This window comes from Spirosoma gilvum (assembly GCF_054776815.1).
In genome coordinates this window covers 849,255-863,577 of sequence record NZ_BAAHBH010000001.1, presented here as the reverse complement: position 1 = coordinate 863,577, position 14,323 = coordinate 849,255, and the positions used below count along the sequence as shown (strand labels likewise).

The window sequence follows — 14,323 nt, the reverse complement described above, 5'->3', positions numbered from 1 at the left end:
GCTATACATGTTGGTCAGCAAACGCTCAACTTAGTTACAGAGCAGCGTGATTTTTGGCCGCATCGTCCAGTACCAGCACCCAATCCTGGCCGTACCCGTGCGTGGGTGGTTTGAACTGAAGCGGCTTCTGATTATCGAACGTACCCGCCGACTGCGTTTTTCCCGTGCGTGGATCGAACCAGGTGGCGGTAATGCTGCTGCCGGAAATCTTTGCGGGGTTGACCGTAAAAGGCTTGCCAGCGGCAGAATACACAAAGGCGTAGTCGGTGCCCCGCGTGGCCTGAATACGTTCTGCCGGGCTCAGGTTGTTTTCGACAATGAGCGATTGGTCGGGTACGCGGTCAAGCAGTGGACGGGCCGTCATTAACTTTCGAACATGTTTCATCTGATTGGCACCGGGCAGGTCCATGGCTTCCTGCCAGTAGAGGTGCGGTCCATTGACGGCTGGCCGTTTAGCACTATACATTTGCCAGATGTCGTGGCATCCGTAGGTGTGGCCATGTGCCCCCGCAAACAGATCCAGATAGGCGTATAAACGCACGTCATAGGCATTGGAGGTTCCCAGATCTTTAACGTTGAAACAAACCGGATGATCTTCGTAGATCGGTTCGGCATCCATCGTGGGCTTGGTGGGCTGGAGGTTGTAAGATACGGTGATGTTGTCATACATAGCTGTATTACGGCAGTGGCCGTTCTGGTGCATGTTAAAACTGAACCAGTCATCTTTTTGAAACCATTTTGCTGCCCCTCCCTCCAGGCCGTTGGGCTGTGGATGATAGGTTATGAGTGGCTTTGCAGCACCGCCAATACCCTGTTGAATACCAGCGGCCATTGCCCGCCAGGTGTCTACATCCGATGACCCCGCGCGGGGCTGCCGGTCACCACCTAGCACCCAGACGATATTTTCGCGGTTTTTGTACCGATTTCCCAGGTATTGGCCATACGTCCCCGCATTCGTGGGGTTGAAAATCTCCGGGCCGTTGCCCCATCTATCCTTGAAGACCTTATCGCCCCAGGTTGGCAAAAACGCGATCACCAGACCATACTCGGCCGCTTTGTCGATGATGTAATCGACGTGTTTGAAATAGGCTTCGTTGGGTTTGGTCGGATCATTGTTAACAAGGGGTACTTCACCGTAGGGGTTTTGCTCTTTGAGCCCATCGAATTCGGCCAGCGCCACCGCCTGAATTACCGTAAAACCCTGTTCGGCGCGGTGTTTGAGATACTGATCCGCTTCTTCGCGGTTTAGTCGGTGAAAGAGCTCCCAGGCCGTATCGCCCATCCAGAAAAAAGGAGTGCCGTTCTGATGAACCAGGTAGCGTTTGTTGTCAGACACCTTTAACCGTCCGCCAGTAAAGGGCTTCTGCGCCAGTACCAGCCCCTGAATAGCGGCAAACAAGAGTAGAAAAATAGACTTTTTCATGGTTTAGGAATGAAAGAGATTAGGCCGGTAAATCCCGGTAAGTTGGTTTAACCCTAGCGGGCTGTAATATCCCTGACCTGCTCGCGGATGTCGTCAATTTCAAAAATGCGTTCCCAGCCTTCGCGAAACAGAATGGGTTTGGCACGTTTCGAGATTTTATACGCTGCATCGGAAAACGTCCCGTTGACCTCCCTGAACAGTACCGCAATCTGAATACGGAGATGACCCAGCACAAAGTCGCGGGCGGCCGCTTCAGGAACGCCGAGGGTTACAATCCGGTCGAAGCCTTCTTTCACCACTTCCATGCAGGTCTGGGCGAGTGTTTCCACCATAGCCGGTTCCAGAATGGCCATTTGTTCCAGCGTAATTCGATGGGTATCCTTAATGGGCCCATACATGTCCTGCGCGACCTGTTCGCCCAGCGCATAGTGTGCTTCTGTGCCGTGCATGAGCGCAACCACAATGGATTGTTTCGCGGAGATACCGCCGTAGAAATCCCGAAAAGCAGCCTCAGTTGGCTCCCAGTTGAACACCGTCGGGTGGCAGGGGTGTGCGATCACATAACCCAGGTCGTCGCGGTGGGCAATTACGCCATCCAGTGGGGCCGCCGGGTCCAGTGTCAGCACAAGCGCACCCGGTTTCATTTGCGGAATAATCTGCTCTGAAAGTTTGCCAATGGCCACATCCGGCAAAGCCAGAATAACCACATCTGCATCGGCGATGGCGGCACTTTGTTCACTAACGGATACGCCCCGCTGCCGAAGGTTTTCAATGCCCTGTGGCGCTATTTCCAGGTAGGAAACCGTGTACGTAGCCAGTTTTAAAAAGTTATCGGTTAGTCGGCAGCCCATCTTGCCACCCGCGCCAACCAAAGCTAGTTTAGTCATTGTTTTGTATCCGTTGAAAAGTAAAGAGTACTTTTATCTAGTAAATAAGTTGCTGTTTATGAGGTAGTTTATGCTGTCAACTGCCCATCTTTCCTCTTTGTCGATACTGACTGGCAGGCTTGACTCAGGCACTACCCATTGCTCTAAAATGGCGGTCTGACAGCGGTTGTACGTGGCTACCTGCTCCACCAGCCATGGTATGTTTAACAGGCCCTTTCCGGCGGGCCGCCCATCAATCTGGAAGCCCATCAAATGGGGTAACCGCCGAATACCAAAATCCTTCAGGTGCAGATTGACCGTATACGGCGCCAATGTGTGTACGACCTCGGCCAGGCCTTCGCCCGCGCCCATCGAGTTGACAGAATCCAGGCAGATACCAAGCTGTTCGCTCCCAACCTGCTCAACAATATGGGCAAACTCGCGGGCCAGCAAGCGATCGTGATTTTCCAGACCCAGTGTAATTTTCGCCTTCTTCAGGCTGGGCAGCGCGTTTTTCAGGATACCAATGACCGTATCGAGCGTTGGCTCGTAAGCAGACGAATCAATGACGAAGCGGAGCAATCGGCTTTCCAGATCTACGGTCAGGTTGATATATTGGTCAAGATTGGCTTCTGTTAACCCGCGTGCGCCAACTTCGAGCCGGATGTCCTGTTGCTGGGCTTGTTGCTTAAAGACACGTACTTGTTCCATGGACAGCGTATGCAGTGGCAAATTGTCGCCAATCTGCACCAGTCTGAGCCCCAACGCGGCTGCGCGGTTCAACAGGCCCAGCTCGTCCAGGACTCGATCTGGTCTGTTGCCGGGCATGCCTACCGCCCAGCCATACGTATATGTCCCGATTCCAAGTTGCATGGTTTACAGGGAGTTTCGCTGGATTAATCCGCCGGGGTTGGCAATTTTCTCCCGCTGGCGGCTGGTCAGCAATCGGCCTGCTGTTTTTCCCATCTGCGCAAAATCGGTCGAGATAACGCTTATACCCCCAGCCAGAATTTCTTTCATGGGCGTATCGTCATACGACAGCAGTCCCACTTCCTGGCCAAGCCTAAGACCCAGATGATCAACCTGTTTCAGGAAGGAGACCAGATCCCGGTCGGCGAAGAGCAGAAAGGCCTCGCCCGCCTGTACCAATGCATCCGAATAGGAGTCGACAACCTGGCAAGGGAAGTTATGATCCCGCCCAAATTGCCGGAACCCCGCCAGCGTAGCCGCCGGAATATATTGAAACCGGTCTTTCGACTGCACCAGGGTCAGGCTGTTGTATTGTTTCAACCGGTCAGATGCGGCAGTCAGCGCCTGGTAAATATCCTGTTCAAAATCCTGATACACCGCTGAATAATCGCCTGGCAAGCTGGGCAGTAGCTGGTCCAGCAGCAACAGTTTATCGACCGGAATCAACGCTACGGTATCCGTAACATCGCTATCGAAATGGGGCATGAGTACGTAAGCGTTGTATCGGCCAAGGTTGTTCCGGATCAGCGATTCAAACACGCTGGGATTGTAGTGATGAAAGAATACACTTAGGCTGGCATCGGCCGGTAAGGCGGCTTTCAATTCATCGTACAGCACTTCCTTGTAGGCGTTGAGTGTATCGAAAATCATGAGCACATTCAGCGATGCGCGGACGTTGGTGCTGGCTACGTAAAAGCCTTTGCCATGCTGCGACCGCACGACGCCCCGTTGCCGAAGCTCTTCATAAGCTTTGGCTACCGTCACTTTCGCTACGCCCTGGTTACTGGCCCATTCATTGATGGAGGGCAGTTGCTGACCCAGTGTGAGCGTTCCCTGCTCAATACCCACCAGAACAGTTTCAATTAACTGCTGATATTTTGGCTGAGCTGCATTTGGCTGGGCCACATTTGGCGGATCGACTAGGCTATCCTGCATACGCCCTATTACTTTTTTTAGATTTTCTTGTGAATAAGACAAAAGAAGCTACATTTGCTTCAGAACTTAGCCAGTACAGTAGAGTAGAGTACAGTAAGACAAATGTACTGCCTTTTTGAAATAGTCAAACAAAATCGTCTAAAAAGTAAAAATATTTGTTGATGAGCCATTCACCATCAGTGGGTGTTACAGCTCGCAGCTCGACAACTAGTACCACGCAGAAAAACTTTACACGAAATGAAGTCGTTAAAATTTGCCGTAATCGGAACGGGATTCTGGGCTAATTACCAGATTCCTGCCTGGTTCACCGTTGGCGGAGTTGAACTGATTGCGCTCTATAACCGTACCAGAGCCAAGGCCGATGCATTTGCCCGGCAGTTCAATGTACCGAATGTGTATGATTCGATTGATGAACTGCTGGACAATCATGCACACGAACTCGACTTTGTGGATATTATCACGGATGTGGATACGCATCTGCATTTCACCAGCAAAGCTGCCGAACGGGGGCTGGATGTGATCTGCCAGAAACCAATGGGAGCCAGTCTCCATGAGGCCAGACAGATGCTGGACATTTGCCAAAAAGCGGGTACCCGGCTATACATCCATGAAAATTTTCGCTGGCAAACCCCTATTCGAGCCATCAAGGCAGCCCTTGCGTCGGGTGTGATTGGCACGCCGTTTAAAGCACGGGTTAGCTTCTGCTCAGCTTTTCCGGTTTTTGATAATCAACCCTTTCTGGCCGAGTTGGAGCAGTTTATTCTAACCGATATTGGGTCTCATATTCTGGACATTACTCGATTTCTGTTCGGTGAAGCACAGTCGATTTATTGCCAGACGGCGCGCATAAATCCCCGCATAAACGGAGAAGATGTCGCCAACGTATTGCTCCGTATGAAAAGCGGTCTGAGCTGCTACGTGGAGATGTCGTATGCCTCTATTCTGGAAAAAGAAGCGTTTCCGCAAACGCTCGTCAGCATTGAAGGATCAGCCGGTTCGCTAGTACTGACCAACGACTATGTGCTAAAAACGACAACCGCTGCCGGAACGACTACCACCATAGCGACGCCCCCAAACTATACCTGGGCCGATCCGGCGTATGCGCTCGTTCATGCATCCATCGTTGCCTGCAATCAGAACTTACTCGCTGATTTACAGCAGCAAAACCGGTCCCCGGCTGGTCCTGCCGAAACTACAGGTTCCGATAATTTCGAAACGATCCGACTGGTTTATGCCGCCTATGATTCGGCCCGGCAAAATGAAGTGATTAACCTGACGAATTGATTCACCCGTGTATGCTCCAGCTCCTCAACATCAGCAAGCAATTTCCCGGCGTAAAGGCACTTGACAACGTATCACTAAGCGTCGATTCGGGCGAAATTCAGGCGCTCTGTGGTGAAAATGGAGCCGGTAAAAGCACGTTGATGAACATACTGACAGGAAACCTGCAACCCGATTCCGGTCAGATTCTGCTTAATGGACAGGCGGTTCAGATCGAGAACCCGGCCCATGCAACCGCACTGGGTATTGCTATCGTTTACCAGCAACTGAGTCTGGTTGATAGCCTGACCGTTGCCGAAAATATATATGCAAATCGCCAGCCCAAAAACCGCTTCGGTTTAATCCAGTATAAGACCTTATACGCTCACACCCAAGCCCTGCTGACCAGGCTGGCTTTACCCGATATACGGCCGCAAGCGCTGGTGAGTGAGCTGTCGCCGGGTCAGAAACAGATGGTTGAAATTGCCAAAGCTTTGTCGCAAGATCCGACAATCTTACTACTGGATGAACCCACGGCCTCTCTAACAAACCGGGAAACGGCTACCTTATTTGCGTTACTACGGCAGTTACGAACGGAGGGCAAAGCCATCGTTTATATCTCGCACCGACTCCCCGAACTGTTCGAACTGGCCGACCGGGTTTCGGTGCTGAAAGACGGACGCTACCAGGGAACCGAACAAATGACCAGTACCACGCCCGATGCGCTCATTAGTCGAATGGTTGGTCGGCGTTTAGTAGCGGAGAAAAGTGCATCATCAGCTACAAATGACGTGTTAATGCAGGTACAGAACCTGTCGGGTGAGCGGTTTGATCAGATTAGTTTTCAGCTTCATAAGGAAGAAATCCTTGGTATGGCTGGCCTGGTTGGTGCTGGGCGCACGGAGATTGCGCGGGCTATTTTTGGGATCGACAAACACGATTCAGGAACCATCCGGTTGCATGGAAACGAATTGACTATTAAGCACCCGTCCGATGCGGTCCGGTATGGGATTGGCTACCTACCCGAAGAACGTAAACGGCTGGGCTTATTCATGGAACAGACTGTTGCTCAGAACATTGTCGCAGCCAACCAGCCAGCGGCAGACCCCTGGTATAACCGCAGCCGGGCAGCGACTGTAGCCGAATCATTCCGGCAGCAACTGAGCATCCGAACGCCTTCTGTCCAGGAGCTGGTGGGAAATCTGAGTGGGGGAAATCAGCAAAAAACAATGCTGGCCCGCTGGCTGCTGGTCAACCCCGACGTACTGATTGTTGATGAACCCACGCATGGCATCGATGTGGGCGGCAAAGCCGAAATTTATGCCATCCTCCGAAGCCTGGCAGCGCAAGGCAAGGGTATTCTGCTTATCTCGAGCGAACTTCCGGAACTGCTGGCCCTCGCCGACCGTATTCTGGTGATTCGTGACGGCCAGCTTTCTGGCGAACTAAGCCGCGAGGAAGCGACCGAAGAACGAATCATGAGGTTGGCTACTCAATGACGGTTGACTGCATCCAGCGGTCGTACCGAGCTTTATTGGGGAGTAGCCAACATTCGTAAAAGCCACATCGTCTTAGGAAGAAGCGTTCTTCCAAGACTGACCCATTCGGTTACAAGTCCTGGAAGAACGCCCCTTAAGTTTTCTATTCGCTTATTGACTTACAAGCCGGTAATTATACGGGCGTAGACATTGTTGGTCGAGTTACTATCATACGTCCTGGTGGCATCGTCATTCACATTGACGGTAATGTTGGAGACACTCCCGGCGTTGGCACTGGTGCGCGTGACCGAAAGTCCAACCACCGCGGCCTCCCCGCCAGCAATCGACTGCCCGGCATTCATCACCAGGGTAAGTTGCTGATCGTTGATGGTGTTTCCAAGGTGCCACTGATTGTTGGTCACGGAAGTTGTGCTTCCCCCCGCCACATCAATACTAGTTCGGGTATTGTCAAAGGCAACGGAATAGCCTGTTGGCACGGTAACGGTGAGGGTGACAGACGCCGATGAAGTAGGTAGCCCTCCCGTTTCAAAGAGGTTAACGATAAAATTATGGGTTGCGGTAGGGCTAAAGTTGGCATCTGGCATAACCAGGGTCGGACTAAGATCGGGGCCGTCGGAGAGGGTTAGGGTCACGGTCTGGACCTGCTTACAACTGCCCGCACTACCCGTTACTGAGTAAGGACCCGCTGTACTGACCGAAATAGCCGCTGTTGTTGCGCCCGTTGACCACTCATAGATGGCAGCCCCTGAGGCTGTGAGCGTAGCACTGGTTCCGCTCAGGATCGTTAGAGAAGGCGTAGCCCCGATTGCCACCGGGAGGCTGCAAGGACCCCGGCTGACCTGAACTGAAGCCGTGGCGGAACAAGCGTCTGTTGTACCGGTAACCGAATAGGTACCCGTGGCGGAGGTCGAAATAGCGGACGTAGTTTTGCCCGTTGACCAGGTATACGAGGTGGCTCCTGATGCTGTGAGCGTGACGCTCTGACCGGGGCTTATCGTGAGGGAAGGTGTGGCCGTAATGCTGACTTCAGGCTGCAAACAACCTGAGGTCATCACCAGCTCAGCGTGAGGACCGGCCAGATCGTTGGCGACGGCCACAAACAACCCATCGCCGAAGGTCATCGATACCCATTCATTATTATTCGCTGGAGATCGTTTGGTCCAGGTAATGCCATCCGGACTCGTCATGACATAGATTGGAGGATTAGTGAAATCTATACGAGCAACGGCTACAAACTGCCCATTGCCGTAGACGACCGATGTCCACTCCGCCACGTTTGAGAGGGCATTTCGTTTGGTCCAGGTAATGCCATCCGGGCTGGTCATTAATAACCGAGGTTTGACATCATAGTTCCCCCCACTATTGCCCAGAGCGACATACATCCCATTGCCGTAGGTAACCGTTTTCCAGAGTCCACCCGGATCTGATGGGGCCGTTCGAGCAGTCCAGGTGATACCATCGGGGCTGGTGATCACCCCCTCAACACCGACGGCCACAAATTTACCTCCTCCATATGTGACACTAATCCAGCCCGTACCCGGGACATTTCGAAATGTCCAGGTGATGCCATCCGGGCTGGTAATCACGCCATTATTGCCGAAGGTCACAAACAGCCCGTTGCCATAGGTGATTGTCCCATAGCCACCAGGGCCCAGAGCTACCTGCTTGGTCCAGGCAGCCCCATCGGGACTCGTCGATATACCACTGGGCCCTGTCGATACATACAGCCCTTTGCCGAAGGTTACTGACCCGCCCACTAAAGGGGTATTATGGGTCTTCCAGGTGATTCCGTCGGGGCTGGTCATCGACTGCTTGTAATAACCATTGACGGCCACAAACCGTCGATTGCCATAGGTGACTGACCCCCAGCTGCCTGCCCGCGTTTCAACGATCCCGGTCCAGGTGACGCCATCGGTGCTATTCATCACCCGCTTGTAATCGCCGTAGGCGGCTATGGCCACAAATTTTCCATTACCATAGGTAACCGCTACCCAATCATTATCTGACGATGCAGCTCGTGAGGTCCAGGTGATGCCATCGGGACTGGTCATGACCCGATTGCCCGTCCCTGAGCTAGCCACGGCCACAAACAACCCGTTGCCATAGGTAATCGCTTTCCAGTCATTATCGGCGGCTGCGGTTTGGGCGGTCCAGGTGATGCCATCGGGACTAGTCATGACCCGATGATCATTACCCGCATTGGCTACGGCCACAAACAGCCCATTACCGAACGTGACAGCCTGCCAGTCATTGTTGGCGGCTGCGGTTTGGGCGGTCCAGGTGATGCCATCGGGACTGGTCATCACCCGATCCCCCGTTCCCGAGTTGGCCACGGCCACAAACAACCCATTACCATAGGTGACTGAAGACCAGAAATTAGCCGAGGGCGCTGTCCGGCGCGTGTACGCGATTCCATAGTTGGTGCTGGTCGCCACCCCCTCGCCAACGGCCACAAATATTCGGTTGCCAAAGGTCAGTGACGAGCAGTTTTGGGTATTGACGGTACCATTAGTTACATCCCAGGCGGTTCCACCATTAAAACTGTGAGCTCCATAGTAGTGGTCATCATTGCCGATAGCCACAAACTGTCCATTGCCAAACGTCACTGCCTGATAGCTAAACTTATAATTAGGCCCGGCTGGCTTTCGGGATGTCCAGGTGATGCCATCGGGACTGGTATGGATATTACTTGCACTGTTGCTTTCTCTGGCGACGGCAACATAGAGCCCATTACCATAAGCAAGAGACGTATATTCAGTAGTGGGAGCCGCTTCCCGTCCTGTCCAGGTAAACTGCGATTTTGCCAGCCCTGGCAGCAGGCAGAGTAGTCCAATCCAGAAGCGAACCAGAAGAAAATAGGGCCGATAACGTGATACCAGCGTGTGATTTTTCGGTAGATGTAACGATTGTTTCATAACGATCCAGAATTAAACGCGTGGCTGAGATAATTGCCACGGGCTAAAACTAGCCTCGCTACGATTGGCGGGCCTGCACTATTGTAACATCGACTTGACCTATTGTAACCACCCGATAAAGGACGCTAAAAAGAAGCCCGATAGGCCGTTGGCATGTTCATTAACAGGTTTTACATCTTGACAGTCACCCCTGCTCTGCCTGGCTGAAAGCGTTCAGCTTATGTACCGCAAACTCAATTATAGGATCAATTAGCCTATAAAATAGTAGCTTGATAGTTTCATTTATTCCTATTCGGTAGTTACCCTTATGGGCAATGTCAGTCAGGTTGCCTTGTGGATGCGGCTCAACGGGTAAAGAATCAAGCCCAACGAGTCATGTATAAACATAAATAATAGACAGTTTAGCCAAAGCCTTCACTCAGTAATCGGATCATGTGCTTTCAGATTCGTTTTTTTCGGCCGTTGTATAAGGCCCTTAGCAGGAGATGGTGGCAACCAATAGGCTACGTATGTATCGTGATGGGCGCACTCCTACCCACACTATTGGCGCAATCGTTCACCCTACCCCGACCTGAACTGATTACCGCTCGCCAGGGTCTGCCACAGGCATTTGTACCAGCCATCGTTCAGGATCGGCAAGGGTTTATCTGGATGGCAACTCGGGATGGATTAAGTCGGTATGATGGTCGTAGTTTCAAGGTCTTTCAGCCTACAGCCGAACGCCCGTCACTATCGTCTTCATCGATGGCGGATATACAGACGGATACCAGTGGGCGGCTCTGGATCATGAGTGAGGAGAAAGAGTTCGATTTATTTGATCCCATCCGGGAAACGTTCATTAATTATTCCCGGCTACCGGTCTTTCGGCGGCTACTTGGGCATCAACAGGTTGATAGATATTACCCCGATCGGCAGAATCGCCTTTGGCTGATCCTCCGTAATTCAGGTCAGGTGGTCTGCCTTGATTTAGCCACGAACCGCGTTCACCAATTTCCTGCATTAAAACATATTGTCGCCGTTCGGCAGGATTGGGAAGGAACCATGTGGTTAGCCACCCAAAGTCAGATCTTCCGGCAGAATAAACAGACGGGCCAGTTTACAAGCTGGTTCACGCAGGCTGAAACGGATCCGTCGCGCCCAGACCCCATTCGAAATATGTATATCCGGCCCGACGGCTTACTCATGCTGGGATCGGACCGGTATATGACGATTCTACACCCCCAGCAAGGCCTGTTCACTCGGATTCTTTTGCCGCTTTATCACTCTCAGTGGAAATTTTACTTCGCTACTGATAGCCGCGGCAACACCTTCTTTAATCTCGATACGTTGCTGCTCCGCTACAATCCAACTGTAGATAAGCAGCGTCTGGACGAGCTTCCCGGCTCACGTTTCTGCCGAAGCCTGTTTATCGACCGGTCTGACGTGTTATGGATGGGTACCAATGGGCACGGTATTCAGAAGTTTAACCTGCGTGCGGCCGCCTTCGAGGCCCGTCCGTACAAGCTTGATTTTATGGACGATCTCCTCCTGATGCATCTTGGCGTGTCAGCCAGTCAATTTACCGGGTTCCCGTCCCTTTCCTCGACATATGCATTCCGATACACGTTTGATCAGGCCGGGCAATTCTGGTTCAATGCAGGTACGACACCGTTCTACCGGCTGGACCTGACTTCCCGAAAAATCACCCCCGTTCCGTTTCCGGTGACGCTCACTAAAAGCGCGCTGGATTTAAATCAAACGGCTCCACTGGCGACCGATCCGGCGGGTCGGGTGTGGGCTATTTATGATTCGCTGGTGGTTTATTGGCAAGACGGGCAATGGAAACGGTTTCCGTTCCCAATTCGGGGGAAGATCAGTGTACCGGCTGTACAATTGGTGGTTGACCAGCAGGCACTGTGGCTGGCCACCTCCACAAAGGGACTTTACCGAGTTGACCGGGCCAGTGGGAACGTCCGGCACTACGTTTCCCAGTCAGGTAACAAAACATCATTGAACAGTAATGAATTGATCGCCTTATTTGCTGATCCGCTGGACACTAACCTCTTATGGATTGGCACGTTTGGCAATGGCCTCTGCCGGTTCGACAAACGAACCGGTCAGTGTCGGCGACTAACCACGCAGAATGGTTTGCCCAACAACGTCGTGTATTCGGCTATTCCTGACCGACAGGGCGGAATCTGGGTCGGCACGAATCAGGGACTTTGCCGGGTTGACCGTCATACGTTTCGTACCCGGACCTATACACAGGAGGATGGTTTACAAGCTGATGAGTTTAATCGATTTCACAATTTACACCTGCCCGACGACCGCATTTTTCTGGGGGGAGTGGATGGCATTACGGGCTTCGACCCTAAACAGATTGCGGAGGATACGTACCAGCCCGATGTCCAGTTGACCAGCATTCAGGTGAATAACCGCCCATTTCATCCCGACCGCGATTCGCTTACCGTACAGGCCATGCAGGAACTGGTATTGACGCATGATCAAAACTTTGTGACGGTTGGCTTTGCCGCCATGCAGTACAATCGCCAGACAAAAATTCAGTACCGATACCGGCTGGAAGGGCTGAACGATAACTGGATTTACACGGACCGTCCGGTAGCCGATTTTACAGCCTTACGCCCTGGCACCTATACGCTCCGGCTGAACTCGTCCAATACGTCAGGGCATTGGAGTTCGCATAGTCGCATGCTTACGGTGACAATTCAATCGCCCTGGTGGGCAACCTACTGGGCTTATTTGTTCTATACTGCGCTGGTGGCGGCAACCGTCTATTCATTGGCGCGGCAATACCAGAAACGGTTTTTTCTGAAACAGTCCGTTGCTTTCAAACAGAAAGAAGCGGCTCAGCTGCGCGAAGTCGATGCCATGAAGACGCGCTTTTTTACCAACATTACCCATGAATTTCGGACACCGCTGACGCTTATCCTAACGCCCGTTGAGCAAATGATGCAGGAAGATCGGTCGACAACCGACCAGCGCCGACTCACGGTAATTGATCGAAATGCGCATCAACTGCTGGGTCTGATCAATCAGTTACTCGACTTGTCAAAACTGGAGTCAGGCCATCTGAGCGTTAACGAAAGCCGAGGTTCGCTGGCCGATTTTATCGGAGAGCGCATGCAGTCATTTGGCGCTGAAGCCGAAGCAACGGGTATTCAACTCCAGTATCAAGCTCAAATTGAGGGCGATTACTGGTTCGACCGGGATAAGCTGGAGGGTATTCTCTCAAACCTGGTGGCGAACGCCCTCAAATTTACGCCGTCTGGCGGCACGATTACCGTAACGGTAAAGCCCGGCATTTATCTATCCGTTTCCGATACAGGCATTGGCATTCCCGCCGATCAGACACCGCATATTTTTGACCGATTTTATCAGGTCCCGTCTGGATTGGTAACACCCGATTCGGAGCAGAGTCGTTCCACCGCCAAACCGGAAGGGACAGGTATCGGCCTGGCTTTGGTGGTCGAATTGATTGAACTTCAGGGCGGTTCCATTGATGTCGTCAGTCGGGTTGGGTCAGGTACTACGTTTACTGTATTTCTTCCGTATCGTTCGGTTACGTCTTCAACGGATCAATCGTTGGCGTGGACTGCAGCTGACTTGGCAACCGAGCCGGAACGTGGGTTAGTCGATTCAGAGGCTGAAACTGGTAGTCAAGCTGATGAAACACCAACGGTATTACTGGTGGAAGACAATGTCGAATTGCTGGAATTTATTGCCAGTAGTTTACCGCCAACCTACCGGATTTATCAGGCAACCAACGGTCAGCAGGGGCTGGAAGCAGCCATCAGCAACGTGCCCGACCTGATCATCAGCGACGTGATGATGCCGGGTATGGATGGCTTCACGCTGTGCCACCACCTGAAAGAAGATCCTCGTACCAGCCACATCCCGGTTATTCTGCTGACGGCACGAACAGCGCTGGAAAGTCGATTGCAGGGTCTCTCGCAAGGGGCTGACGAATACCTGACCAAGCCGTTCCATGTTCAGGAGCTTCGCCTGCGGGTTAGCAACCTGTTGAAACGTCAGCGCCAATTGCGGAATCAGATTCGAAAGGAGTTGACGAGCCCCGACACCGCACTTCCGCAACCGGATAAGCCAACCTCTCATCCATTTCTGGAACAACTCTATGAATTACTGGAAAGCCATCTGGATGATTCAACCTTCGGCGTGGATGAATTAGCCCGAAAGGCCTACCTAAGCCGTATGCATTTACACCGTAAACTTAAAAATTTAACGGGCTTATCAACCTCCGATTTCATACGGGCTTACCGACTCAAGCGGGCTACGCAATTACTGATCCAGGGACAACCGGTTAGTCAGACGGCCTATTCAGTAGGCTTTGAGAGCCCAGCTTATTTCACTCGCAGTTTTCGTCAGCTATATGGTATGACGCCTTCCGACTATGCTGGGAAGACTCATTAAAAACCGCTTAATTCACCTTCTTCACTT

At 52.2% G+C, this 14,323-nt stretch carries 8 protein-coding genes; 3 read left to right on the top strand and 5 right to left on the bottom strand.

The window, feature by feature from the left end:
• Positions 1–34: 34 nt before the first annotated feature.
• From ACYVFD_RS03475 to ACYVFD_RS03460, 4 genes are read right to left on the bottom strand one after another with little or no spacing between them, the layout of a single operon-like run.
• Positions 35–1,423: a glycoside hydrolase family 140 protein gene (locus ACYVFD_RS03475; RefSeq protein WP_461088362.1), complete on the bottom strand. Its 1,389-nt coding sequence runs from the start codon at positions 1,421–1,423 to the stop codon at positions 35–37.
• A 53-nt stretch (positions 1,424–1,476) separates the two neighbouring features.
• Positions 1,477–2,310, bottom strand: a complete 834-nt coding sequence (locus ACYVFD_RS03470) for a phosphogluconate dehydrogenase C-terminal domain-containing protein (protein WP_461088361.1) — start codon at positions 2,308–2,310, stop codon at positions 1,477–1,479.
• Positions 2,311–2,343: 33 nt separating this feature from the next.
• Positions 2,344–3,162 carry a sugar phosphate isomerase/epimerase family protein gene (locus ACYVFD_RS03465; RefSeq protein ID WP_461088360.1) on the bottom strand — a complete coding sequence of 273 codons (819 nt, stop codon included), beginning with the start codon at positions 3,160–3,162 and terminating at the stop codon, positions 2,344–2,346.
• A 3-nt stretch (positions 3,163–3,165) separates the two neighbouring features.
• Positions 3,166–4,194, bottom strand: a complete 1,029-nt coding sequence (locus ACYVFD_RS03460; RefSeq protein WP_461088359.1) for a GntR family transcriptional regulator — start codon at positions 4,192–4,194, stop codon at positions 3,166–3,168.
• Positions 4,195–4,431: 237 nt separating this feature from the next.
• Between ACYVFD_RS03460 and ACYVFD_RS03455 the strand changes: the two genes are divergently transcribed.
• The gene (locus tag ACYVFD_RS03455; protein ID WP_461088358.1) at positions 4,432–5,478 is read left to right on the top strand and encodes a Gfo/Idh/MocA family protein; all 1,047 of its coding nucleotides are present in this window, start codon (positions 4,432–4,434) and stop codon (positions 5,476–5,478) included.
• Positions 5,479–5,489: 11 nt separating this feature from the next.
• On the top strand, positions 5,490–6,953 hold the full coding sequence (locus ACYVFD_RS03450) for a sugar ABC transporter ATP-binding protein (protein WP_461088357.1): 1,464 nt from the start codon (positions 5,490–5,492) through the stop codon (positions 6,951–6,953).
• Between the two features lie 158 nt (positions 6,954–7,111).
• On the opposite strand, the gene ACYVFD_RS03445 is transcribed toward ACYVFD_RS03450, so the two are convergent.
• Positions 7,112–9,868, bottom strand: coding sequence for a hypothetical protein (locus tag ACYVFD_RS03445; protein ID WP_461088356.1), 2,757 nt, complete (start codon positions 9,866–9,868; stop codon positions 7,112–7,114).
• Between the two features lie 519 nt (positions 9,869–10,387).
• Here ACYVFD_RS03445 and ACYVFD_RS03440 point away from each other — a divergent pair.
• Positions 10,388–14,296: an ATP-binding protein gene (locus ACYVFD_RS03440; RefSeq protein ID WP_461088355.1), complete on the top strand. Its 3,909-nt coding sequence runs from the start codon at positions 10,388–10,390 to the stop codon at positions 14,294–14,296.
• Positions 14,297–14,323 lie beyond the last annotated feature (27 nt).